Genomic DNA, 25,018 nt, shown 5'->3' on the forward strand with positions numbered 1-25,018 from the left:
GGCGGATATCTCCCATGACACACCTCGACCTTTTTTGTTAGTTTTATTGTATCAGGTCGCTGTTACAGCGTGTCTACTTTTTAGTCTACATCCACGATGCGGTCTGTAAGGCGCTTTCGAGCCTTACGGCACTGTTTCGTGACCGCGACGCAGGCTGTAAGGAGCTTTCGAGCCTTACAGCGTCGTTTCCACGCGGCGACACAGTCTGTAAGGCGCTTTCGAGCCTTACAGCTTCGTTTCCACGCGGCGACACGGGCTGTAAGGCGCTTTCGAGCCTTACAGCGTCGTTTCCACGCGGCAACACGGGCTGTAAGGCGCTTTCGAGCCTTACAGCGGCTTTTCGACGCGGCGACGGGGTCTGTAAGGCGCTTTCGAGCATTACGGGCGCTGTTTCGTGGCAGCGATACGGGCTGTAAGGCGTTTCCGAGCCTTACAGCCCCATTTCGACGCACCTGCAACTCACCTTACACATGCATACACTCGTGCAAGTACCCCGCCACGAGCGCCAGTAGCAACAACAACCCGGCTATCGCCGTGGTAGATAGACAGCTACAACTACCGCTATTTATCAATAGCGTATCTAGACGACAACTACGTCCGCCACACACCAAGCCACACCACTCACGCAACCTCCCAGCAACAACAAAGCGGGCTGGGCGCTCAAGTTTAACCTGAGCGTCCAGCCCGCTTTTCCGCCGGTCAGCGGAACATGCCCCACAGCTTTAGCAGATGGAACGTATTATTCGGATCTATTTTTTGACCCAGCACAAACGCGATAATTTGCTCCTCCTGCGTTTCCGTAAGCTGCTCCTGCAAAATAACGGCCGCGGACTTCACCAGCTTTCTCACTTTTACCCGGTCCTGCAAATCGTACTTTGTGACGTTGCCAAGCAAAAAGCGTATCCGATCCTTCATAACCGGATTTTGCAATTTGAACTTGACGCGTTCGACTAACTGCGGCTTAATGCCGTATTTCTGGTAACTCATCGACTAAGACACCTCCAGCCGGCATTCCGGTTCAATCGTTTAACTATATGCCGGAAAGCGGACGATGTTGCTTAGTCCAATTGTTCGCCTTGAAATATTTGATCTCTCTGCAAATAAACCCGCAGCCGCTCATAGACCGGTTGCGTCCAGAAATCATCCTGACCAACCAGATCGGCCGCGTCGTCGCGAGCTGTCTCCAGCTCCTCGTAGTCGGAAGCCATATCGGCGATCCGAAATTCCGGCAGGCCGCTTTGCTTCGTGCCGAAGAAATCGCCCGGACCGCGAAGCTCCAGATCACGGCGCGACAGCTCGAAGCCGTCGTCCGTTTCAGTCATCGCCTTCATTCGCTCACGCCCATTCTCTGACTTAGGATCGGCGACGAGAATGCAATGCGACTGATGCTGACCGCGGCCAACCCGCCCGCGAAGCTGATGAAGCTGCGACAGGCCGAACCGTTCCGCGTCCATAATGATCATTAGCGTTGCATTCGGCACGTCGACACCAACCTCGACGACAGTCGTCGCAACCAGCACTTGAATTTCGTTGGCGCCGAACAAGCTCATCGCCTCATCCTTCTCCGAGGAGGTTAGACGGCCATGCAGCAAACCGACTTTATAGTTCGGAAAAGCCTGCTGCATCTGCACATAAAGGTCGATTGCGTTCTGCACGTCAAGCTTGTCCGACTCTTCAATCAGCGGACAAATCAGGTATGCCTGACGGCCCTGACTAACCTCGCTTTGAATAAACTCCAACACCCGGTCCATCGAACCTGGCTTCACCCAATACGTCTTAATCGGCTTTCGCCCATGCGGACGCTCCCGAATCGTCGAAACGTCCATATCGCCAAACGCAGTAATGGCAAGCGTCCTTGGGATCGGCGTCGCCGTCATCGTCAGCACGTCCGGATTCAAGCCTTTGCGGCGCAAGACGCTGCGCTGATTGACACCGAAACGATGCTGCTCATCCGTCACAACGAGACCGAGACTGCGGAAAAAGACGTCGTCCTGAATAAGCGCATGCGTCCCAACGACCACGTCGGTCATGCCCATCTGCAGGCCAGCCAACAGATCGCGACGACGGCGCGCCGGCATGCCGCCCGTCAGCATCGCGACTTCAATGTCCGCATCGGCGAACAGCTTCTGCAAGGAGCGCATATGCTGCTCGGCCAATATTTCCGTCGGGACCATTAGCGCCCCCTGATGTCCCGCTTTGACGGTACAGTAAAGGGCGATCGCAGCAACGACCGTTTTGCCGGAACCGACATCCCCCTGCAGCAGCCGGTTCATCGCCGAAGGCTGGCGCATATCAGACAGTATTTCGTTCACGACCTTCTTCTGTCCGTCGGTCAACTCGAACGGAAGCGTCCCGGCAAACTGACGAACCGTTTCTCCAGACACATGATGGGCAATGCCGCCCGGACGCTTCCGGTTAACGGCACGGTAAGCTTGCAGCTTCAACTGAAACAGAAACAGCTCTTCGTACACCATCCGTCTGCGTGCTTCCTGTCCTTCCCGCACGTCACCCGGCTGATGGATAAGCTGAACTGCTTCCCGCCGAGGCATGAGCTTGTGACGCTCCGTCAGCTCATGCGGCAGCACCTCTTCGATCATCGTGCCGAATTGTACGAGCGCTTGCGCGATTGTCTTCCGCATCCAAGGCTGCGTGATCCCCCCGCCGACCGAATAAACCGGCTGCAGTGTGTCCGATTTCACGCCGCTCGCCTTGTCGGCAAACTCCGATTCCGACACCGTCATCTGCAGGCGATGCTGCTCCCACTTGCCGGTCAGCATAATTTCCCGGCCGGCAGTCAACTGGTTTTGCAAAAAGTGGCGGTTAAACCACACGGCCGTCACCAGCATATGATCGACCTCGATTTTACATGTAAGCCGGGATTTGCTTCTTCCATATCGTTGAAGAATGCCCGCTCCCCGAACGATGCCTTGCACAGTAACCTTCTCGCCGTCTTTCACTTCGGCAAGCGAACGAATCCGGTAATCCTCGTACCGGTAAGGAAAATAGTCCAGCAAATCGGCGACGCTGTGAACGCCAAAGGCGTGAAGCTCTTGTTCCTTGGGAGCGCTCACGCCTTTGATTTGCCGGACCGTTAGTTGATCCAGCGTCATAATTATCTACCTCACACTCTATGCATAAACACGGCGGACGTGCCCGGGCCAACATGGACCCCGATCACCGCTCCGATCGTCGTGAAATCGACGGATTGTACGTTAAACCTACTCTTCACCTGTTCGCAAAGATCCATCGCGATCGCGTCGCCATGCGTCCAAGCGATTGTAATCGCTACCGGATCGCTGCCGAACTTCTGATCCAGCATATCCAAAATGCGTTGAATCGCTTTTTTCGTTCCGCGCTGCTTGTCCACGGAGTAGACCGTTCCTTCAAGATCCAGCGACAAAATCGGTTTAATGTTCAAAATCGAACCAATCAACGCGGAAGCCCGTCCGATGCGTCCGCCTTTATGCAAGTACTCAAGCGTATCGACAAGGAAATAGAGCTGCGTGTCCCGCTCCAAACGGTCGATTTCAGCTAAAATCTCTTCCTTTGTGCGGCCTTCCTTCGCCATCCGAGCCGCCTTTACCGCTCGCATACCCGCTCCATAAGAAGCCGATTTGGAGTCGATAATGGTAATGTCCGCTTCCTCATCCAGCATGGAATGGCCGATGACCGCAGATTGATACGTGCCACTTAGCGCTGCCGACAAATGAACCGATATAATGGACGCGTCCGGATCTTCCTTCAGAATGCGCTCGTACGTTTCTAGAAATTCCGAAGGCGACGGCTGCGATGTCCTCGGCAAAACCGGCGATACAGCCAGCTTCTCGTAGAACTGCTTGTTGTCAATCGTAACAGTATCTAAGTACGTTTCCTCGCCGAATAGCACCTTAAGCGGAATCATCTCGATTCCGAGCTCTTCGCGGACTTGCAAAGGAATATCGCAGGTGCTGTCGACAACGATTCGAATGTTCCCCATAACGCTCATCCTCTCCTATTAAATGATATCGATCTATTCTACAGCAAATAAATAAGGGTATAACGGTTGTCCACCGGTTTGTACTTCCACCTCGACGTCCGGATAGGCTTCCGAAATCCAAGCGATTAAAGCTTCGGTCTCGGACGCTTCAGCGTCTTCGCCGGTCAGAATGGTCAGCAAATCGCCGCCGTCCGCCATCATTTGCGCAATGAGCTGGCGGCATGTCTCGGCCTGCTCATTCGAGGCCGCAACAATCGCCTTTTCTTTAATGCCAATGTAATCGCCTTCGCGAATGACAACCTCGTCTATGGTCGTATCGCGCACCGCTTGCGTTACCTGGCCAGATACGACATGCTCGGCCGCATTTTTCATCCAAGCGGCGTTGCGCTCGGCCGACTCCTCTTCCTTAAAGGCGAGGATAGCTGCCAGCCCTTGCGGAATTGTCTTCGTCGGAATAACAGTTACATGGCGCTCGCTTAGCTCGGCCGCTTGTTCGGCGGCAAGAATAATATTGCCGTTGTTCGGCAACAGATAAATATGCTCCGCAGGCAGCGCTTCAATCGCTTTCACGAAATCCTCGGTGCTCGGATTCATCGTCTGTCCGCCGGAGAGCACGATATCGACCTCATTGTCGAGGAAAATATTCGCGATTCCTTCTCCGAGCGCAACCGCGATAATACCGAACGGCGCCCATTCATGCACCTGGCCAGGAGGCAAAGCGTCGGCGGATGATCCGGCAAGCAGCTGCTGAGACGAAATATCCCCAGTCAGCGCGTAATCGGCCACCGGTGCGAACGTTTCCGCAGCAGCCGTCTCATGCTCCAGCAAATCTCTGTGCTGCTCTCTCATGTTCAAAATATGAATATCGGTCAGTTCACCGTAAGGAATCGCGTAATTGAGCACATCCCCCGGTTTGCGAGAATGAACATGCACTTTAATAATATCGTCCTCGGCAATGACGAGGATGGAATCGCCGTCTTTTTCAAGCAATTTCTTGAAAGCGTATTCATCAAAAAACGGAGCTGTTTTCCCGCCCAATGTCCGATTGATAAAGAATTCCATATCATATAAAAACTCGATTGCTTCCGTCGACAGCTTCGATTGGGCTGAAGTCGCGGATTGCGGTACTGTCAGCCTTGGCTCAACGACCGGACGGGCAATCGCCACTTCCTCCGGGGCTGCCGCCTCTGATTGAATCAAATCGTTATCGTATGCGTCGCCGGCTTCCGTCAAGCTGCGAAGAAAACCTTCATAAATGAAAACGAGTCCTTGTCCGCCGGAATCGACAACCCCTACCTGCTTTAAAACCGGCAGCAAATCGGGTGTCCGCTTCAGCGCTTCATTCGCTTTGGCATGAACTTCTTGCATCAGTTCGATCACATCGTTCGTTCGGCGGGCATATTGCACGGCATGCTTGGCCGACTCTTTGGCAACGGTCAGAATGGTGCCCTCCACCGGCTTCACGACCGCTTTATACGCCATATCTACGCCCAGCTGAAGCGCGGCCGCAATTTGCGTCGTTCCCGCTTCTTCGTGCGCGGCAAGCGATTTGGCGAACCCTCGGAACAATTGGGACAAAATAACGCCAGAATTCCCCCTTGCTCCCATCAGCAAGCCTTTGGAAAGCGCCTCTGCCGCTTTGCCGAGATGCGCGGACGGCTTGCTGCGCAGTTCGCGAATCCCCGATACGATCGTCAGATTCATGTTCGTGCCCGTATCCCCGTCAGGCACCGGGAATACATTCAATGCATTGACCCGGTCTACGTTTCGCTGTAATAAATCCCCACCGAGAAGTGCCATGGCGGTAAAATCAGATCCGTTAATGGAGCGCTTACTCAAACGACAATTCCCCTTCCTGCTACAATATCACCCTTACATCTTGAACAAATATATGGACTTGATCCACTTGAAGGCCTACGACTTCGTTCAGCACATATTTCACCTTGGTTTGGATATTATGCGCAACTTCCGAAATTTTCGTCCCGTAGCTTACTATAATATGCAGATCGATATGAAGCTTATCGTTTTCTCTGCGCACCTCGACGCCTCTCGACATATTCTCTCTGCCGAGCAGTTCGGCAATTCCGTCCTTAAGCTGTTTACGAGATGCCATACCGACCAGTCCATAACATTCCATCGCTGCAGAGCCTGCAATAACGGCAATGCAATTGTCAGTTACAAATATTTGTCCTAGTTCGGTGCTCAGCTGCTGTGGCATGGAAATACACTCCTTTACATAAGTATTATGGACTATATCCCATTGTACTATAATTGGCACCGATATAGAAGGGCGGCATGCAAAACCTTGATATTTATTATCTCACAAATCATATACGGCAAAAAGGCCGTTCGTCAACGAAAAGTTAATATCGCACACACATTTTAAGTTGCTGAACCTAGACAATTATGATACGATATTCAAGTGTGTTTATATGCAGGCATATTCCAAGCGCCCTTGCCGGGCGCGCCAGTTCGGATGCGGATCGCCGCATAGGACAACTTGTTGTCCTTCACCGAAGGCGAAATCGGAATATTGACCATGCTTAAGAAGAGCGCCGTTCTGCGGCCGCTCGCAACTCATGCAACAATGCCATTATTTTTGCCCCGGCGTAACCGGACGTTCACCGCTTTCTGCGGCGATAGCTTCCCAGGTTTCGCTTGTAGAATAAGCAGAAGCGGCGACAGCCGTTTTGCTAGGAGCAAAACTTTACAGTGCATGCGAACGAAGCAAGCTTTTGAAGGAGGTGTACTCATGTCCCGCAAATGTTTCATTACAGGCAAAGCGCCTGGAACAGGCAACCACGTTTCCCACGCTAACAACAAAAACCGTCGTACTTGGGGAGTAAACGTGCAAAAGGTCCGCATTTTGGTTGACGGCAAACCAAAACGCGTTTACGTCAGCGCACGCGCCCTGAAATCCGGCAAAGTGACTCGCGTATAATAGGAGCCGCATATCGCGGCAGACGAAAAGCACCTGAGCGTTCAGGTGCTTTTTTTTGTGCAGCTTCGGCTTAGACGCGCGACCGTTCCGCCTCGAACTGCCCGATGCTTGCCCACGATCCGAATTGTGAAGGAGGCCGCAACAACATGGCTAATTTTTCTGGAAGGTGTTCAATATTGCTTTAACGAACCCGCCCAAAAATTTCGGCAGTTTGATCGTGTAAAATTTCATGCCCTCTCCCTCCCTAGACACGCTCATGAGACGCAGAATATCCTTCATTTCCGTAACAACCGTCCTGTTAGCCTCTCTTTCGCTTGCGAAACGCCCGTTTGCGCACAAAAAATGGCTACACGAACCTTTGTTCATGTAACCATCCTATGCGAAATTCGTTTGTCCTATTCCATTGAGGAATCGTCTATTCTTTAGCGAATCAGCCCGCCGTGCCCGCCATTTCATTGGTCATATAAAGCCAAAAAGCCATCATAATTACGGTACTGAAATAAGCGAGCAGCGTGCAAATAATAAAGCTGATCCGAATGCTCCATCTCTCGTATTTCTTGAAGAAACGAATCATAAAATAGAGCGCCACAAGCGAGAGAACAAATTTGAGAACCGACTCAATCAACGTGAAGGCGGCAAGCAACACGCCGCAAACGGCCGCGTACAAAACGATCCACAGCGTGACTTTCCATAGCGACAACGGCTCTTCCGAATCATAATTGCGGTCCTTCACCGGCTACGCCTCCTAACGAAGCGCTGCAATTGCAGCCGCTCTGTCATTCTCGGCGAATACGGCGTTGCCGGCTACAAGCACGTTTGCTCCAGCTTCGGTGACGAGCTTAGCCGTCTCGCTGTTAACGCCTCCATCCACCTGCACATGAACGTGCTGCAAGCCTTGCGAATCAAGCAGTGCGCGAAGCTGACGCAGCTTCTGCAGCGATTGCTGGATAAATTTCTGTCCGCCAAAGCCAGGGTTTACGGTCATAATCAGAACGAGATCGATATCGCCCAAGATCGGCTCGATTTGGGACACCGGCGTTGCGGGATTGAGGGCGACTCCGGCCGGGAGACCGAGCTCCTTAATTTGATAAATCGTGCGGTGCAAGTGCACGCAAGCCTCAGCGTGAACGGTAATACGGTCCGCTCCCGCAGCCGCATAGCTGGCAATCGACAGCTCCGGACGCTCGATCATCAGATGAACGTCGAACGGCAGCTTTGTCGCCGCACGTACCGCGCTAATGACCGGCGGACCAAACGTCAGGTTCGGCACGAAAAGGCCGTCCATCACATCGATGTGAATCCAATCCGCTCCGGATCTTTCCACGTCTTGAATCTCGCTGCCCAGCTTGGCGAAATCCGCGGACAAAATAGAAGGTGCGATTATAGCCATATCTGTTAGTACCTCCGCTTTTTCTCTTTCATTTCCGTCAGAAACTGTACGTAATGGCGATGGCGGCTCTCTGCGACGCCGCCGTCCTCGACGGCCGCAAGCACCGCGCAGCCAGGCTCGTGCACATGCGTGCAGGCCCGGAATTTGCATGACGGCGCAAGCTCGCGCATTTCCTTAAAGCAGTAGCCCAAATCCTCAATGCCGAGCTCGGTGAAATCGAGCTGGCTAAAGCCCGGCGTATCCGCCACGTAGGCGCCGCCAACCTCGATCAGCTCCACATGGCGCGTCGTATGCTTGCCGCGCCCGAGCCGGTTGCTGATCTCGTTCGTCTCCAGTGCGAGTCCGGGCACGATCGCGTTGAGCAGCGAAGACTTGCCGACGCCGGATTGTCCAGCGAATACGGCGATGTGACCTCTCAGCCGCTCGTGCAGCGCCTCAACGCCTTCCCCGCGCCGAGAGCTTGTGCCGTATACCTCGTAGCCAATCGCTCCGTAGATGCGCCGCACGTCCTCCGTTGCCTTTCTCGCTTCCTCCGTCTCATCGCCCTCGGCCTCTAGATCCCGCTTGCTCAAACAAAGCAACGGTTCGATGCCTGCATGCTCGATATGCACAAGAAACTTGTCGAGCAGCTGCAGGTTGAGCGTCGGCTCGGTAACGGAAAAGACGAGAATGGCCAAATCGACGTTAGAGACAGGCGGCCTGATCAGCTCAGAAGAACGGGGCAATATTTCTTCCACCGTTCCTTCGCCGTTTTCGGTCAAGCTGTACAGCACCTCGTCGCCAACAAGCGGGTTGATCCCTTTTTTCTTAAAAACGCCTCGCGCTCTGCACTGTACGGTCGCCCCGTGCGGATCGGCTCCGTCCGGCAGCACATAGTAGTAGCCGCTCAGCGCTTTGACGATCCGGCCGCTTGGCGAACCGGTTTTCAAGTTTTTCACGCTATTGCTCATCATCTGGGTTGTCTCCGTGATCTTCACCCGTCCCTTCCTGCGGTTCTCCGATCGTCGGCACTTCCGTCGGCGTAGGAGGAGGCGGCGTCGGCTCGGTGCCAGGCACGTTCATATTGGATGTCTTTGTTCCATTCTTGACATCAGCGTAGCTGATCTTTTTCTCATCGACAAACTGGCTGTCGCGGTACACTTTGACGCTCGCTTCCGCATCAGGCGATAAAATAACGCTGACGGTAAAAGTTTGCATCTCGGTAATTTGCCGCTTGCCCCATTCCATGTTTTCTCCGGTAGAGTCGGAATATACGATGCGAATTTCACTTGTCTTGCCTGCAACCGCCGGAGCGATCGTTACGTTGAATTTATGCTCGAGCGCATCCTTCGGGGGACCGGAGCTGACGGTGATCGACACCTCCGTGCCCTTCGTCAGCGGATCCTGAAACTTGAATTTACCCGTATCCATGACGAGCCCCTTCTTCATCGCATAGCTCGGCTCGGTTAATATATCCGAATCCTTCAGCACCAGATCGACGGCGCGAAGCATATCTTTCGCTTCGGCAACCGTTTTGCCGATTAGATTCGGCATCGGAACGGTCTCTCGTCCTTTGCTGACCATGAACGTCAGCTTGAGCTCTTTCGGATCGAACTCGGTTCCCGCTTCCGGCGTTTGCTTCAAAATCGTTCCCGGGTCCTGCTCGCTGAACACTTCATCCACGCTGAAGACAGACGGGTCACTGACATCGACGCCGAGTACTTTCAGTTCATCTCTCGCCGTCTGAATTTTTTTCCCAATATAGCTGCCGAGCCTTTCCAGCTCGATCCCTTTGCTAACCCATAGCTCAATGTAAGAGCCCTGCTTGACGCGCATTTTGGCCTTCGTCTGCTCGTACACCTCGCCGGCCGGAAAGTCGGACATGAACTCTTCATGAATGGGCTCCTGCAGCTTAAGGCCTGCTTCCTCCAGCTTGACCTTTGCATCCGCCAGTTGTTCGCCGACGACGTTAGGCACGTCCACCTCGGGAACGTCCAGCATGTTCAGAATGGCTCTAAAACCCCAAATAATAAGCGCGAGAGCAATAAGCGTCACGACAACGATCGTTACCGGCCGCTTCCAGCCCTTCTGCTTCGGACGTTCGGACAGCCCCTCTTCCTTTCGCTTACCGTCGTCTTGCGTTTGAGAAGAAGGAGAAGCAGGTCCAGGCTGCCATTCGCCAACCGACGAAGACGAGGAAGGCCGGAAATCGGACGGCCGCAGCGCCGGCATGACCCGAGTCGCTTCCATATCGCTGTCGCCGTCAAACGTCGCTTTCGGCTCGTTCAGCCGCGAAGGCTTCAGGCAGCTGTCCAAATCGATCAGCATCTCGTGCGCCGAGTGATAGCGCTCCGCCGGATTTTTTCGCATCGCGCGCAAAATAACATTTTCCACGCTTTGCGGAATATGCGGATTAACAACTCGCGGCTCCTCAAACTCCTCCTGCAAATGCTTCAGCGCTACGCTGATCGGGCTTTCACCGAGAAACGGCAGCTTGCCGGTCAGCATTTGATAGAGGACGATGCCGAGCGAGTACAAATCCGACTTTTCCCCAGTGCTGACGCCTTTTGCGTGCTCCGGAGAGAAATAGTGGACCGAGCCTACGACGGATCCGGTCTGCGTAATGGTAGATGAGGTAACGGCTCGTGCAATGCCGAAATCGGTTACCTTCACTCTGCCGTTTTTACCAATCAATATATTATGAGGCTTAATATCGCGATGGATAATGCTGTTCTGATGAGCGTGATCCAGTGCGTCGCAAATTTGCAGCGCAATACGCACCGCTTCGTCGGCTTGCAGCGGCGCTCGCTCTTGAATAATTTCGTTCAAATTATTGCCTTCGATATATTCCATGACGATATAATGCGTGTCGTCTTCCTGCCCGACATCGTAAATGCTGACGACATTCGGATGGGAGAGCGACGCCGCCGATTGCGCTTCGCGCCGGAATCTGCGGATGAATTCCTCGTCGTGAACGAATTGCTGGCGCAGCACCTTCACCGCGACATTGCGATTCAGCAGCACGTCATGGGCTTTGTAGACAAGCGCCATGCCGCCACCGCCAATGCGGGTCAGTATTTCGTAGCGTCCGCCCAGGTTATGTCCGATCATCCGTTGTCACCTCCCGGATTCGCTGCCTTCTGGCCGTGATGAAGCAGGACGACCGTAATATTGTCGTCTCCGCCCGCGTTCAGCGCGAGTTCGATCAGCCGATCCGCCTTCCCGTCCAGCGTACGGCTGTCATCCGTAACAATGCGTTGCAGTTCATCGTCGCCAACCATGTTGGTCAAGCCGTCGCTGCACAGCAGCAGAACGTCGCCTTCCTCAAGCGCCTTGGATAATACGTCGACTTCAATCTCGGCGTCTGTTCCAACCGCTCGCGTAATGACGTTTCGGCGCGGATGATGAGCTGCTTCCTCCTGGCTCACTTGGCCGGATTTGACCAGCTCGTTCACAAGTGTATGATCGTCCGTCAATTGCACGATGCCGTCCGCGTCAATATGATAGACGCGGCTGTCGCCGATATGGCCGATTACCGCTTCGTCTCCAATAACAAGAGCAGAGACGATCGTCGTCCCCATGTTGGAATACTGCTCGTTGCGGGAGGCCATATCATAGACGATGTCGTTCGCTTTGACAATCGCTTGGCGAATAAGCATCTTGCCTTCCTCCACCGTCAAGCCTTCTTTGCCGGCGCCGTTCTCAATCGCTTCACGAAAGCCGTTTACCGCCAGCTGACTGGCAACGTCACCGGCCTTGTGACCGCCCATGCCGTCGGCAACGATCGCCACCGTTACGCCGTTTACCAGCGTTCCCGCCCAATTGCGGTCTTCGTTAATTTGACGTACCCGTCCAACATCACTTCGGCTTGCCATTCTCAACCGTCATCACCTCGCCCGAGGATTCCATATGTTTCGCCCGTAACTGGCCGCATGCGGCCGCAATGTCGTGACCTTGCTCTCTGCGAATCGTCGCGTTGATCTTGTTGCGTTCCAAAACGCGTTGAAATTCGAAAATGTCTTCCCGCGGCGTGCGTACGTAATTGCGCTCCGGCACATGGTTGATCGGGATCAGATTGACGTGGCAGAGCATGCCTTGCAGTTCGTCCGCCAGTTCCTGCGCATGTTCGGGTTGGTCGTTGACACCGCCGATCAACGCGTATTCGAACGTAATACGGCGGCCCGTCTTGGCGATGTGGTTGCGGCATGCCGCCATAACGTCTTCGAACGGGAAGCGGCGGTTAACCGGCATCAGCTTCGAGCGAAGCTTGTCGTTCGGCGCATGGATAGAGATAGCCAGATTGATCTGCGTATTCTCTTCCGTAAACTTATACATGCTTGGCACGATGCCGCTCGTCGAAACGGTAATATGGCGCTGGCCGATATTAAGCCCCTTCTCGTGAATCATAATGCGCAGAAAAGCCATCGTCGCGTCGTAATTCTCGAACGGCTCGCCCGAGCCCATGATGACGATACTGGATACCCGCTCATCCGTCTCGTCCAGCATTTGCTGCGCGGTAACCACTTGCGCGACGATCTCGCCCGCCGTCAAGTTCCGCTTCAGCCCGCCGAGCGTCGACGCGCAAAACGTACAGCCGATCCGGCAGCCGACTTGCGTTGTAACGCAAACGCTATTGCCGTAATCATGCTTCATAATGACAGTCTCAATTGCGTGGTTGTCGTGCAGACCAAACAGAAATTTGACCGTTCCGTCCTTGGACTGGAACTTTGTAATTTCCGACAGCGTGACGAATTGGAATTGGTCGTTAAGTTTCTGGCGCATTTCCTTCGGCAGATTGGACATATCGTCAAAGCTTTTGACGCGCTTCACGTACAGCCAGTCAAACAGTTGGCCGCCACGAAACACAGGCTCGCCGTTCTCCTTCATCCAATCTTGAAGCTGCTCTAGCGTATAATCGTAAATTATCGGTTTCATTATTGTTATCACACCTGACTCTCAAATAGCGCGGCTCTCGTGCCGCTGATGATTTATTTTACCACAAACGCCTATGCACAGCCACAAGACGCCCTAAGGGCGTCTGCGCAGGCGGGCGATATAGAAGCCGTCGCTTCCGAAATGTTGCGGCAGAAGCTGGATCGACCCTCTGAACGAGTCGTCTGCAATGCCAGCCGTACGCAGCGGTGCAAGCACCGCTTCCGGCCAATCGGCGTCGAACTCAAACTCTGGATGCCGCTCTAAAAACTGCTCTACCTGTTCCTCATTCTCGGCTCGCTCGATCGTACACGTACTGTATACGAGCACGCCGCCCGGCTTTACGAGGCCCGAAGCGGCCTCCAGCAGCCGCCGCTGGATAGCTGCGATTGCAAGAACGTCTTCTTCGGATTTCGTCCATTTAATTTCCGGCTTGCGGCGAATAACGCCGAAGCCGGAGCACGGCGCGTCGAGCAGAACGGCATCGAACGAACCAGGCGCAAACCGATCCGGCAGCTCGCCGGCATCGCCCGTAATCGCTTCGACGTTCGTCAGCCCAAGCCGCTCCGCTTGTCCTTCGATCAGCTCCCGCTTATGCGGATGAACATCGTTGGCCCATACTTTGCCCTTGCCTTCCATTAGCTCTGCGAGATGCGTCGTCTTGCCCCCCGGCGCGGCGCAGCAGTCAAGCACCTGCATGCCCGCTTTCGGTGCGACGATCTCGGCGACGAGCATCGAGCTCTCGTCCTGCACGGTCCACAAACCGGCGCGATAGCCGTCGGTATCGGCCATATTGCCGCCACGCTTGACGGCTACGCCGTAAGGCGCGACGTCCGACGGAGCCGCTTCGAAGCCTTGCTCTGTCAGTTGAAGCAGCGTCTTCTCCCTCGATTCGCGCAGTCGATTGACGCGCACGCTTCCGTGAGGAGGCTCGTTGCCTGCGGCGCAAATGGCTTCGGTCGTTTGCTCGCCGAATGCGCCGAGCCAGCGCCGCACGAGCCATTCCGGATACGAATGCCGAAGCGACAGCGCTATTGCCGCATCACGATCCGTGATCGCGGATGCCGTCAATTCGCTGCGGTTGCGGTCTATGCTGCGGAGAATGCCGTTGACCATTCCCGATATGCCTTGGTGTCCGCGCCGTTTGGCGATCGTCACCGCTTCATTCACCGCCGCATGGGCCGGTATCCGGTCCAAGTAGAGAAGCTGATAAGCGCTCATGCGAAGCAGCTGATGGACCCACGGCTCCAGCTTTCGAAGCCCTTTGGCCGCAAAGTGAGCGAGCCAATGGTCTAGCGTCAGCTGCCGTTGAATCGTGCCGTACACGAGCTCCGTTGCCAGCGCCGCGTCGGCTCGCTGCAGCTGCGCGTCAGACAGCGCCCGATTGAGCTGTAAATTGCTGTACGCGCCCGTCTCCGATACTCGGAGCAGCGTGTCCAGCGCTATTTCACGCGCCGTTTTCTTTCTAGGCGCGGCGGGAGCTGCGCCCGCCGGCTTGCGGAACGGCCGACCGCCGTTCGGGCGACCGTTCCGGCTATTACCTTTCCGTTGGTTCATTGCGCGCCACCTTCGCTTTGTTCGCCGTCGCTTGAAGCTTGGCCAAACTGTGTTCCTGCTGGCAGCTTCGCGCCTTTCAGCCATTCAGATACGTCCATTGCCCGCTTGCCTGAAGGCTGAACGATCAACAGCAACAACTCGCCGCTGCCAGTCTGTACGCGTATGCCTTTATCGCTCGCTTCCAGCACAGTACCAGAATCATGCTTGCCGGCTGCTGATGCTCCGTCTGCCGGCTTGGCGCACGTCCACACTTTGAATACCTCGCCAGATAGCGTCGTGAAAGCGCCGGCCATTGGCGACAGCCCTCGCACTTGGTCGTAAATTTGGCGGGCGGTACGGCTCCAATCGATCCGTTCGTCGTCGCGCGTCAAATTCGGCGCGTAAGTAGCCAGCTCATGCTGCTGCGGCGTACGCGCCGCATCACCGGCCGCGATGGCAGGCAATGTCCGTGCGAGCAGCTCGGCTCCCGCGAGGCTCAGCTTCTCGAAGAGCGTACCCGACGTATCGTCGTCTTCAATAGGCACTTCGACTTTGCTGATCATGTCGCCGGTATCGAGACCGGCCGCCATATACATGATCGTCACGCCCGTCACTTTTTCCCCATTAATAATCGAACGCTGAATCGGTGCGCCTCCGCGATACTGAGGCAGCAGCGAACCGTGCACGTTAATGCATCCGAGAGGAGGGGTGTCCAGCACCGCTTTCGGCAATATTTGCCCGTATGCGGCGGTTACGATCAAATCGGGCTTCAGCGCGGCGATTGCCTCGGCCGCTTCCTCGCTGCGCATCCGCTCCGGCTGCAGCACCGGCAGACCGAGCGCAAGCGCCGCTTCTTTGACCGGCGGAGGCGTAAGCACCCGCTTGCGCCCCTTCGGACGGTCCGGCTGCGTCACGACCGCCACAACTTCGTAGCCGTTGTCTAGCAGCGTATGAAGAGAAGGGACGGCGAATTCCGGCGTCCCCATAAATACAATTCGCATCTACTCCCCGCCTTTGCGCGGTCTGTCCGAAATATCGTAGATCGATTCGGCGAGATCGGTGAACAGAATGCCGTTCAAATGATCGACCTCATGCTGGAAGGCGCGTGCCAGAAAGCCGGTCGCCTCTACCGTGAACGGCGTGCCGTCGGCGGATTGCCCGCTTACGACGACGCGATCCGCGCGGCGAACGTCGCCGTTCAAATTCGGGATGCTGAGGCAGCCTTCCGGACCGAACTGCTCGCCATCCTGCTCGACGATGACCGGATTGACCATCTCGATCAAACCATTCTCCTCATCGCCGATATCGACAACGATAACCCGCTTCGAAATGCCGATTTGCGGCGCAGCAAGGCCGACGCCGTCCGCGTCGTACATCGTCTCCGCCATATCCTTCAGCAGCTTAGCCAGATTCGAGTTGAATTTCGTCACTTCTTTGGCCGGTTCGCGAAGCACCGGATCCGGATCTTTTACAATAATACGTATTGCCATGGAACATTCCCATCCTTTGCAACAATATATTCGATTTTATAATATGACTTGCGGGTCGACGTCGATGCCGAATTGCACCTGTTTTTGCGGCGGCCCCTCCATAAAAGGCGCCGTAGCCTCGCGCAGCAGCGCCGGCACGTCGATGTTTCCCCGATATTTTATCACACATTGAAAACGGTAGCGATCTTTGATTCGAGAAATCGGCGAAGCGACCGGCCCAAGTACGTCCAGCGCTCGCGGCAGTCCGCCCTCAAGCGGGCCGAGCACGCCCTCCGCTTCCGCAAGCTCCCGCAGTCTTGCAGCGAATCGCTCGCCCGTCTGCGTCAGCAGCGGCAGCTGCTCATGCGACATCGTGACGAGCGCCAGCCGGCAAAACGGCGGATAGCCGAGCACACTTCGATGCTTCAGCTCTTCGCGGAGAAAGGCGTCATAATCGTGGCGTTGCGCCGTTGCGATGGCGTAATGCTCCGGCGTGTACGTCTGAACGACCACTTCCCCGGGAAGATGATGCCGGCCGGCTCGACCGGCCACCTGCGTCAGCAATTGAAACGTACGCTCGCCCGCCCGAAAATCCGGCAAATTAAGCGAAGTATCCGCCGCAATGACGCCGACGAGCGTCACGTAAGGGAAATCCAACCCTTTGGCAACCATTTGCGTGCCCAGCAGGACGTCCGCCTTGCGGGCGCCGAATTCCCCAAGTAGCTTCTCATGCGCATGCTTCTCCGACGTCGTATCGACATCCATCCGGATGACCCGAATGCCTGGGAATAGCTTCGCAAGCTCTTCCTCCACCCGCTGCGTTCCCGTACCAAAGTAGCGGATGTGCTCGCTCTCGCAGGAAGGGCACACACGCGGCTGCGGCTCGGCATGCCCGCAATAATGGCAGCGCATGAGCCGCGTCTTCTGATGATAGGTGAGTGAAATGTCGCAGTGCGGGCAGGTCGCCGTATAACCGCAGGAGCGGCACATGACGAACGTCGAGTAGCCGCGGCGGTTGAGCAGCAGCACCGACTGCTCGCCCCGCTCCAGCCGCTCGGCGAGCGCCGCGTGCAGGCGACGGCTGAACATGGAGCGATTGCCTTCCGTCAGCTCGGCGCGCATGTCAACCACTTCGACGGGCGGCAGAGGCCGTCCGCCCACTCGCTCCGGCATTGGCAGCAGCGACGGCGGCTTGTCTGGAGACAGGGACCGACTTGCCGCAGCATAAGACTCAAGCGAAGGTGTCGCTGAGCCAAGCACGACGGCCGCGCCATGCTGCCTGGCACGTTTGACAGCGACGTCGCGAGCATGATATTTCGGGCTTTCCTCCTGCTTATAGGACGATTCATGCTCCTCGTCAATAATAATGAGGCCAAGCTGTTCGAAAGGCGCGAAAATCGCCGACCGTGCTCCGATCGCGACCTGCACCTGGCGATTTCGGATTTTTCGCCATTCATCGTAGCGCTCTCCGTTCGACAGCCGGCTGTGCATGACGGCGACGGCGTCGCCGAATCGGCCCTTGAAGCGCTCAACCATTTGCGGGGTCAGCGAAATTTCGGGAACGAGCACGATCGCCTGCTTGCCAAGCGCGAGGCAATGCTGAATCGATTGCAAGTACACTTCGGTTTTGCCGCTGCCCGTTACGCCGTGCAGCAGCATCACCTGCGGCTCGCCCCGCGTAACGGCATCGGCGATGCTTTCGAAGACGTCTTGCTGCCCTTCCATCAACGGCAGCGGCTCCGTCTGCCGAAACTCTCGGCCGGCATACGGATCTCGCTGTTGTTCCTCCTCGCGCAGCTCGATTAAGCCTTTGGCGGCGAGCGCCTTCACGCTCGCAGCAGAACCGCCTGCCTCCGCCAACAGCTCGGCGAGCGGCATTTGCTCGTTCTTCTCCAGAATGAACGCCAACAGCTCGCGCTGCTTCGCGGCTCGTGCCGGGTAAGATGCAAGCTCCGCCTGCGCCGCCTCCCGATCCTGCGGCGGGAAAACGGTCAGCACTTTGCGGATAGATACCCGATCGCGAATGGACGATTGCTCGAGCAGGATTTGCTCTCTCAGCGCCGTCTTAATGGCTCCGGAGTAGAGCGGAAACCGGCTGAGCAAGGCGTCCAGCTTGGCCTCGCCTTGCTTGTCCAGCCAGGCTGTCAATTCGGCGGGCAGGGGCGAAGCCAGGCCTGCTCCGGATAAAGAAAGATCTGGGTTCAGACGAATGACGCGCTCGGCTTTTCCTTTCAAAGCCGCTGGCACCATCGCTTGCAGCGCCGCCGTCCACGAGCAGCAATATTTGTCGCTGACCCATTTCGCAAGCTCGACCAAATCCGGCAGCAACGGAGGCTGAGCGTCAAGCAGCTCAGCCACTGGCTTTAACCGCTTGGCGTCAATGTCAGCCCGCTCCGTCAGCTCCGTAACAAAGCCCTGCAATACACGCCCGCCGAAAGGTACGCCAACGCGGCTGCCGATTTCAATCCAATCAGCCATTTCTTCAGGCACTTCGTAGTCGAACGGCCGATCCGTCTGGCGGCTCGGCACGTCGACAATGACTTTGGCGATCATTCCGCCTGACCTCCATCGCCGGCAGCGGCTGCCGTCAGTTTGGCTGCTGCAATTTCCATAATACGACCCGCAGCCTCGCGTTTCGTCAGCATCGGCAGCGAGGCGATCAGCCCCTCGGGTCCATACAGCTGCACGATATTTGTATCGCCGTTAAAGCCGGCTCCTTCTGCGCTGACGTCGTTCGCAACGACAAAATCGCAGTTTTTGCGCGTCAGCTTGTCCATCGCATAACGCTCCACATCCTCCGTTTCAGCCGCAAAGCCGATCAGCAGCTGCCCTTGCCTCTTGCGCGAGCCGAGCGTTTGCAAAATGTCAGTTGTCCGTTCCAGCTCGACCGTCAAGCTTTCGCCTGTCTTCTTCATCTTCTGGTCAAGCTTCCTAACGGGACGATAGTCCGCTACGGCAGCCGCCTTCACAATGATATCTGCGTCGTCCGACCGGGAGACAACCGCCTCCAGCATTTGCTGCGCCGATTCCACCCGGACGACCGTCATGCCAGCAGGCGGCTCCGCCGTTGTCCGCCCGGCGACGATCGTCACGTCGGCCCCCATCGTCCGCGCCGCCTCAGCGACGGCGAAGCCCATTTTGCCTGACGAATCATTTGTCAGGTAACGAACCGGATCGAACCGCTCAACCGTACCTCCTGCCGTCACAAGTACTTTCTTGCCCGCCAGCTTGCCGACGCGACCGAAAAACATCTCGACCGCCTTCACGATATCTTCCGGCTCTGCCAGCCGTCCTTTCGCCACATAGCCGCAAGCGAGCTGACCTGTGCCAGGCTCCACGAACATGACGCCGCGCTGAGCGAGCGTCTCCATATTGCGGACAACAGCAGGATGCTCGTACATATGGACATTCATTGCCGGCGCGACAATAATCGGACTCGTTGCGGCCAGCAGCGTCGTGCTCAGCATATCGTCGGCGAGACCGTTCGCCATCTTGCCGATCGCATTCGCCGTCGCCGGTGCGACCAAGATCAAATCCGCATGATCGGCTAAGTTGATGTGAGCGACGACCGATGGGTCCCGCTCCTCGAATGTATCGATGTATACCGGATGGCGGGACAGCGTCTGCAGTGTCAGCGGCGTAATGAACTTTGCCGCCGATTCCGTCATAATGACGCGAACGTCGGCTCCAGCTTGCACCAGCTTACTGCAGAGCGCGGCTCCTTTATACGCCGCAATGCCCCCGGTAATGCCGAGAATGATCGATTTGCCTTTTAGCATAATTATATCCCCCGTTACAGTGCCGTTAATCATGTATCTACCGAACAGTGCGTCAGGTCAGCCATAAGCCGACTTCGAAAAATAGCGTTTTTCCGCCCGCCTGTTCGCGCTTTTTCCTATCATACCATATGGACCCCCGATTTGTAGCCTCGCTCGTCGAACCGTCTGTACAAATAGACCGGCCGTTAAATTGGCAATCTGTCTCGTAAATCCGTATACTAGAGGGTGGAGCTTTTGAATCGTTATTTCTTTCTACTATTTATTTCGCAGAGGTGAACTTCATGGACGAACTGCAACAAGCCTACCGGACGCTTGGCCTGCCCGACAGCGCTTCCAAGGAAGAGGTGGAAAAGCGTTACTCGCTGCTTCTGCGCCAAGCGCGCGCCAGACAAAAGCAAGCGGAGAGCGGAGAACGTTCGGAAGGCGAGGACGCGTTCGACTTTGACAGTATTACGCGCGCCTACCGTTTTATTTTAGCTCACGAGGACAAGCAGGCGGCGGAACAATTCAATCAGCAGGAATACGGCAAGTATAAAAAAATGGCCGGAACTGCCGAGAAGGTCGATCATTTTTGGCGTTATTACAAATTTCATGTTTTTGGCGGAATTGTCCTCGTCGCTCTAATTATTTACGGCATAACCGCCTTTATCGACCATCGAGAGGAACAAAAACGGCTGGCCAGCCTGCCTCCAGTCGATCTTGAAATTATGTTTTTGGGCGAATATTTTATTAGCGACGGCAATGGCGGCACGGGCAAGGAGGCGGAGCTCGAAGAAGCACTGCTCGCGCAGTTCCCGGACTGGAATCGTTTCACTGTCAAATTGATTTATGCGCCGATGGACGTGAAGGATCAGATGGATATCGCCTCTCAGCAGAAGGCGATGGTTATGCTCGCCACGGAGAAACCAGACGTCTATATTCTGGACAAAGGAACGTTCAACTGGATATCGCCGCAAGGCCCGTTCCTCAATCTCGACGAGGCCGGTCAGAACGCGGGAGAAAAGCTGAAAGAAGCGCTCGGCACAGACGCCGCATTCAAGCAAAAAACAGAGGATGATACGGAAAGTCGTACTTATGGCATTGAAATTAGCGGCAGCAAGTTGCTGAACAACCTTCCTGTCGTCGCCAAGGACAACTACATCGTGGCCATTCGCGTTAACAGCGAACGACAGCAAAAGGCGCTGGAATTTATCGAGCGCTTCCTCGAAACGAAATAAGGATGCTAAAAAAGGGATGTCTCGCGGATCGACTTTGATCCGGGACATCCCTTTTGGCTTGCTCTTTCTTTACCGAACAACGATCGGCGCTTGACTACACGTATTTCATGAGTATGCTTTCCACATGATGCAAATGCCGTTTCATGCATGCCGCCGCTTCGTCCGCGTCTCCAGCCAGAACGGCATCGTAGATAGCCCTATGCTCGGCGTATAGCCGTTCGGCCACCGAGCGGTTCGCGTAAAGCTCGACGCGGCGCACCTCATGAATGGCCGTCTCCATCTGGCTTGTAATGGACTCGAACAGGCGAACCATAATCGAATTGCCGGTAGCATTGGCCAGCGTGGCGTGAAACTGCAGATCGGTGCGCTCGCCAAGCGCGTCGTCGCCGATCGACCGCTCCATCTCTTCCACAATGACGCCGAGAGCGGCAACGTCCTTGTCTGTCCGCTTGATCGCGGCAATCGAGGCATTGGACACCTCTAGCGCCTGACGCGCTTCCAGCAGCTCCAGCAGTGTCTCGCGATTAAGCCGCAGCGACTGCAGCTCCGGCAGCTCGACCTCAGCCGGGAGCGTCCCGATGACCGTACAGCCGCCCCCTTGTTTGATCTCGATCAGCCCCATCGCCTTCAAGGCGCTAAGCGCCTCCCTCGTCGTCGAACGGCCGACGCCGAATCGTTCCGACATTTCTTTCGTCGAGGGCAGCTTGTCGCCGGGACGAAGATCGCCCTCAATAATCAACCGCTTAATCTGCTCCGTAATTTCTTCGTAATGGTTCCGCTTTGTCAGCTTCGTCACTTGCATCTCGCCTAATCCTCCTAGCCCACAAGAAGAGCGTAAACGACGCCCGGCCCGTGAACCCCGATAGTCAGCGCATTTTCGATGTCCGAGGAACGGCTCGGGCCGGAAATAAAATGAATGCCCGCAGGCAGACGCTCGCGGCCGGCTTCGTCGAAGCCGATCAATATTTCACCGAGGCGCGTTTTCAACCGCTCAAGCGGCAAAATGATAAACAACACGGTAGGCAGAAGACTGACGGACCTTCCCTTGTCGCCGGAGGAAAGTACCGTTACCGAACCGGTGTATGCGGCCGCGTGATCGGCGACGACAACCCCAAAATCGGCTTCAGCGGCGCGGGCTTTCCAATATTGCTCGGAATCGCTGTTCCAAACCGATATTTTCGCGTCCGGCAGCGCCTCTTCGAGACCCATGCCGTTCAGCTCCGGCTGATTTTGCCGCACAATGTAATGGGCGCTCAATTCCTCCGCCTTTTTCGCGATAAAGCATTTGGCCTCCTCCAGATCGGTTAGCCGCTCAACAAAGCCGCTGGCCGCCTTGAAGTTGGCTGTAAACCGTTCGATCCGTTCTTCCTCCGTCCATTCATACGCCTTCCAGAAGTCGGGAGCTCCGCGGAACGGATGGGACGGCGCTTCCATTACGCGCGGCCGGTTCAGCTTCTGTGCGATTTCGTTCATAAACGCATTCTGCTTCGTTCGCGATTCCTCTTCCTTGCGCTTCAACCACGCTTCATAAGTTTCCGTATCCGTTTCAGCCATGTCAGTGTCCGCCTCCTTTCCCGTTCTCCCTGTCCGCGACGAGCGCTTCCATACGCTGCTTGGCCGCTGGGTCTAGCTCCTGGAGACCGTGCCGCAGCTCCTCCTCCAGCGTATTCCAGCGCTGACGGAACGTCTGCTTCGGTATGCTCGGCGTAACTCGGTAGCTGTTCCAGCCTTTAAGCGGGCCGAGCTTCGTCCGGATTTCGCCGTTGCGGACGACCAGCTTCTGGCCGAGCTGTCCGATACGCAGCAGGCCTCTGAATCGCTTCGAGTCGCCGAGGGCGGTCGCGAACCCTTTCATGCCGATCGACTCGGCCGCATTGCCGTGCCCGCCTTCCTGCTTGCGACGACGAAGATAAACAAGCATATCGTGCAACGGTATTTTGACAGGGCAAGCCTCGTAGCACGCGCCGCACAGACTAGACGCGTTTGCGATATCGTCCCATTCCGCTACATTACTCTTCAACGCCGGAGTTAGCACCGCGCCGATCGGACCGCTATACGTGCCGCCGTACGCATGACCGCCGATATGACGGTAAACCGGACAAGCGTTCAAGCACGCGCCGCAGCGGATGCAGTTAAGCAGCTCCTGGAATTCCGGATCGCCAAGCTGCAGCGAGCGGCCATTGTCAACAATGATGATATGCATCTCGTCTGGCCCGTCTGCGTCAGCTTCGCGCCGCGGCCCTGTAATCCCAGACATATAGGCGGTTAGCTTCTGGCCGGTGGCCGAACGGGGCAACAACGTCGCCATCACTTCCAGATCACTCCAAGACGGGATGATCCGTTCCATGCCCATCAGTGTAATTTGCGTTTTCGGCACGGTCGTCACCATGCGTGCATTGCCTTCGTTCTCGAACAACACCATTGAGCCGGTTTCGGCAATCGCGAAGTTGCAGCCCGTCATGCCGATATCGGCTTCGAGAAATTTTTCGCGCAGCTTTTTGCGGACGAATCCGGCCAGTACCGACGTTTCCGGCTCTAATTCCTGCCCCGCTTCTTTGGAGAGCAGGTCGGCGATTTGAAACCGGTTTTTATGAATGGCCGGAATAATGATATGGGACGGCGCTTCTCCCGCCAGTTGAATGATATATTCGCCGAGATCGGTCTCAATCGCTTCCACGCCGATCTCCTCCAGCTTCTGATTAAGATGAAGCTCCTCGGTTACCATCGACTTCGATTTGACGACTGTTTTCGCCTGCTTGTGCTGTGCGATTTCAAGCGCAACCTTGACAGCATCGGCCGAAGTCGACGCAAAATGGACGTGCACGCCGTTCGCTCTCGCATTATCTGCAAACAGATTCAAATAGTAATCAAGGTGGGCAATCGTATGCAGCCGGATTTGACGGCCGCGTTCCCGCCACTCTTCCCAATTGCCGTGCTCTGCGGAAGCTGCCTTCTTGCCGTTGCGCAGCCGTTCAGTCGTAAACTTCACCGCTTTAATCAGAAATTCGTCGTTCAGCGCCAAATTGGCGCGCTCCTTGACGGTTGATGCTCCCCCTGCCGTACTCATGCCTGCTTCACTCCTTCGTATAAAAGCTCAGCCAAATGCATCACCTTCACCGGTTCGTTGCGATAGCGCAAATTGCCGGCAATATTCATCAGGCACGCCATATCGAGACCGACCAGCACTTCCGCTTCCGTCTCCAGCACGTGGTCGGCCTTCTCCGTTACCATCGCCCCGGAAATATCGGCCATTTTCACCGCAAACGTACCGCCAAAACCGCAGCAGTCCTCGGCGTAAGGCAGCGGCACAAATTCCAGCCCTTTCACGTTTTTCATCAATTCCATCGGCTCATCCTTAATGCCAAGAATACGTGTGCCGTGACAGGACGGGTGATACGTCACTTTATGCGGGAATACGGCCCCAATATCTTTTACATCCAACACCTGCACAAGAAACTGGGTAAATTCGTATGCTTTCTTTTGCAGCTTTTCTGCACGGGCCAGCATTACAGGATCATGCTCGAACAGCTTTGGATAATGATGAATCATGCCGGTACAGGAGCCGGAAGGCGCGATCACGAAATCGCTGTCTTCAAAGGCTTCGATAATCGTCGTTGCGGTCGCTCTTGCTTCCTTCCAGTAGCCGCTGTTAAACGCCGGTTGACCGCAGCACGTCTGAACGGGCGGGAATTCCAGCTGAATGCCGTAGCGAGCCAATATCCGTGCCATCGCTTCCCCAACTCGAGGATAAATCGCATCGCTTATACAAGTGATAAATAACGAAACTTTCACAGCAAGC

At 55.6% G+C, this 25,018-nt stretch carries 23 protein-coding genes; 2 read left to right on the top strand and 21 right to left on the bottom strand.

The genetic code is table 11. The features are described 5' to 3' along the window. Positions 1 to 699: 699 nt before the first annotated feature. From ACFVTB_RS24235 to ACFVTB_RS24255, 5 genes are all read right to left on the bottom strand, one after another. Positions 700 to 987 carry a stage VI sporulation protein F gene (locus ACFVTB_RS24235; RefSeq protein ID WP_387755180.1) on the bottom strand — a complete coding sequence of 96 codons (288 nt, stop codon included), beginning with the start codon at positions 985 to 987 and terminating at the stop codon, positions 700 to 702. Positions 988 to 1,058: 71 nt separating this feature from the next. Then, positions 1,059 to 3,110: an ATP-dependent DNA helicase RecG gene (recG, locus tag ACFVTB_RS24240; RefSeq protein WP_387755183.1), complete on the bottom strand. Its 2,052-nt coding sequence runs from the start codon at positions 3,108 to 3,110 to the stop codon at positions 1,059 to 1,061. Between the two features lie 11 nt (positions 3,111 to 3,121). Further along, positions 3,122 to 3,976, bottom strand: a complete 855-nt coding sequence (locus ACFVTB_RS24245) for a DegV family protein (protein WP_387755187.1) — start codon at positions 3,974 to 3,976, stop codon at positions 3,122 to 3,124. Positions 3,977 to 4,009: 33 nt separating this feature from the next. Continuing rightward, the gene (locus tag ACFVTB_RS24250; protein WP_387755190.1) at positions 4,010 to 5,815 is read right to left on the bottom strand and encodes a DAK2 domain-containing protein; all 1,806 of its coding nucleotides are present in this window, start codon (positions 5,813 to 5,815) and stop codon (positions 4,010 to 4,012) included. 19 nt (positions 5,816 to 5,834) lie between these two features. Continuing rightward, entirely contained in the window at positions 5,835 to 6,194 is a 360-nt protein-coding gene (locus tag ACFVTB_RS24255; RefSeq protein WP_387755193.1) for an Asp23/Gls24 family envelope stress response protein, read from the bottom strand. 534 nt (positions 6,195 to 6,728) lie between these two features. On the opposite strand from ACFVTB_RS24255, the gene rpmB reads away from it, so the two are divergent. Further along, positions 6,729 to 6,917, top strand: coding sequence for a 50S ribosomal protein L28 (gene rpmB / locus ACFVTB_RS24260; protein ID WP_387755195.1), 189 nt, complete (start codon positions 6,729 to 6,731; stop codon positions 6,915 to 6,917). A 150-nt stretch (positions 6,918 to 7,067) separates the two neighbouring features. On the opposite strand, the gene spoVM is transcribed toward rpmB, so the two are convergent. The 12 genes from spoVM to coaBC form a co-directional block, all read right to left on the bottom strand. Next, on the bottom strand, positions 7,068 to 7,148 hold the full coding sequence (gene spoVM, locus ACFVTB_RS24265) for a stage V sporulation protein SpoVM (protein ID WP_010345573.1): 81 nt from the start codon (positions 7,146 to 7,148) through the stop codon (positions 7,068 to 7,070). Positions 7,149 to 7,347: 199 nt separating this feature from the next. Beyond that, positions 7,348 to 7,650, bottom strand: coding sequence for a hypothetical protein (locus ACFVTB_RS24270; RefSeq protein ID WP_387755198.1), 303 nt, complete (start codon positions 7,648 to 7,650; stop codon positions 7,348 to 7,350). Positions 7,651 to 7,662: 12 nt separating this feature from the next. Beyond that, the gene (gene rpe / locus ACFVTB_RS24275) at positions 7,663 to 8,307 is read right to left on the bottom strand and encodes a ribulose-phosphate 3-epimerase (RefSeq protein WP_387755201.1); all 645 of its coding nucleotides are present in this window, start codon (positions 8,305 to 8,307) and stop codon (positions 7,663 to 7,665) included. 5 nt (positions 8,308 to 8,312) lie between these two features. Next, positions 8,313 to 9,260 (bottom strand): ribosome small subunit-dependent GTPase A, encoded by a 948-nt coding sequence (rsgA, locus tag ACFVTB_RS24280; RefSeq protein WP_387755204.1) that lies wholly within the window; start codon positions 9,258 to 9,260, stop codon positions 8,313 to 8,315. Continuing rightward, on the bottom strand, positions 9,247 to 11,397 hold the full coding sequence (pknB, locus tag ACFVTB_RS24285) for a Stk1 family PASTA domain-containing Ser/Thr kinase (RefSeq protein ID WP_387755207.1): 2,151 nt from the start codon (positions 11,395 to 11,397) through the stop codon (positions 9,247 to 9,249). Before pknB ends, rsgA begins: the two co-directional genes overlap by 14 nt. After that, a complete protein-coding gene (locus tag ACFVTB_RS24290; protein ID WP_387755210.1) occupies positions 11,394 to 12,161 on the bottom strand; it encodes a Stp1/IreP family PP2C-type Ser/Thr phosphatase in 768 nt (255 codons plus the stop codon). The genes pknB and ACFVTB_RS24290 overlap by 4 nt, the downstream gene beginning before the upstream one ends. Continuing rightward, a complete protein-coding gene (gene rlmN / locus ACFVTB_RS24295; RefSeq protein ID WP_387755213.1) occupies positions 12,145 to 13,221 on the bottom strand; it encodes a dual-specificity RNA methyltransferase RlmN in 1,077 nt (358 codons plus the stop codon). The genes ACFVTB_RS24290 and rlmN overlap by 17 nt, the downstream gene beginning before the upstream one ends. A 93-nt stretch (positions 13,222 to 13,314) precedes the next feature. Next, positions 13,315 to 14,775 carry a 16S rRNA (cytosine(967)-C(5))-methyltransferase RsmB gene (rsmB, locus tag ACFVTB_RS24300; protein ID WP_387755215.1) on the bottom strand — a complete coding sequence of 487 codons (1,461 nt, stop codon included), beginning with the start codon at positions 14,773 to 14,775 and terminating at the stop codon, positions 13,315 to 13,317. Beyond that, positions 14,772 to 15,755 carry a methionyl-tRNA formyltransferase gene (gene fmt / locus ACFVTB_RS24305; protein WP_387755218.1) on the bottom strand — a complete coding sequence of 328 codons (984 nt, stop codon included), beginning with the start codon at positions 15,753 to 15,755 and terminating at the stop codon, positions 14,772 to 14,774. The genes rsmB and fmt overlap by 4 nt, the downstream gene beginning before the upstream one ends. Then, positions 15,756 to 16,244 carry a peptide deformylase gene (gene def / locus ACFVTB_RS24310; protein ID WP_387755221.1) on the bottom strand — a complete coding sequence of 163 codons (489 nt, stop codon included), beginning with the start codon at positions 16,242 to 16,244 and terminating at the stop codon, positions 15,756 to 15,758. Positions 16,245 to 16,280: 36 nt separating this feature from the next. After that, positions 16,281 to 18,776, bottom strand: coding sequence for a primosomal protein N' (gene priA / locus ACFVTB_RS24315; RefSeq protein WP_387755224.1), 2,496 nt, complete (start codon positions 18,774 to 18,776; stop codon positions 16,281 to 16,283). Beyond that, positions 18,773 to 20,002 (bottom strand): bifunctional phosphopantothenoylcysteine decarboxylase/phosphopantothenate--cysteine ligase CoaBC, encoded by a 1,230-nt coding sequence (coaBC, locus tag ACFVTB_RS24320; RefSeq protein WP_387755226.1) that lies wholly within the window; start codon positions 20,000 to 20,002, stop codon positions 18,773 to 18,775. Before coaBC ends, priA begins: the two co-directional genes overlap by 4 nt. 281 nt (positions 20,003 to 20,283) lie before the next feature. On the opposite strand from coaBC, the gene ACFVTB_RS24325 reads away from it, so the two are divergent. Then, on the top strand, positions 20,284 to 21,219 hold the full coding sequence (locus tag ACFVTB_RS24325) for a J domain-containing protein (RefSeq protein WP_387755229.1): 936 nt from the start codon (positions 20,284 to 20,286) through the stop codon (positions 21,217 to 21,219). 94 nt (positions 21,220 to 21,313) lie between these two features. Here ACFVTB_RS24325 and ACFVTB_RS24330 read toward each other — a convergent pair whose 3' ends face one another. The 4 genes from ACFVTB_RS24330 to ACFVTB_RS24345 are packed head-to-tail and all read right to left on the bottom strand — an operon-like array spanning position 21,314 to position 25,011. Then, a complete protein-coding gene (locus ACFVTB_RS24330) occupies positions 21,314 to 22,021 on the bottom strand; it encodes a FadR/GntR family transcriptional regulator (protein ID WP_387755231.1) in 708 nt (235 codons plus the stop codon). A 14-nt stretch (positions 22,022 to 22,035) separates the two neighbouring features. Beyond that, positions 22,036 to 22,773: a LutC/YkgG family protein gene (locus ACFVTB_RS24335; RefSeq protein ID WP_387755234.1), complete on the bottom strand. Its 738-nt coding sequence runs from the start codon at positions 22,771 to 22,773 to the stop codon at positions 22,036 to 22,038. Between the two features lies 1 nt (position 22,774). Further along, the gene (locus tag ACFVTB_RS24340; protein ID WP_387755237.1) at positions 22,775 to 24,286 is read right to left on the bottom strand and encodes a LutB/LldF family L-lactate oxidation iron-sulfur protein; all 1,512 of its coding nucleotides are present in this window, start codon (positions 24,284 to 24,286) and stop codon (positions 22,775 to 22,777) included. Then, a complete protein-coding gene (locus ACFVTB_RS24345) occupies positions 24,283 to 25,011 on the bottom strand; it encodes a (Fe-S)-binding protein (RefSeq protein WP_387755240.1) in 729 nt (242 codons plus the stop codon). The genes ACFVTB_RS24340 and ACFVTB_RS24345 overlap by 4 nt, the downstream gene beginning before the upstream one ends. Positions 25,012 to 25,018 lie beyond the last annotated feature (7 nt).

The organism is Paenibacillus sp. NPDC058071 (assembly GCF_042885235.1).
In the GTDB taxonomy this organism is placed as follows: Bacteria; Bacillota; Bacilli; order Paenibacillales; family Paenibacillaceae; genus Pristimantibacillus.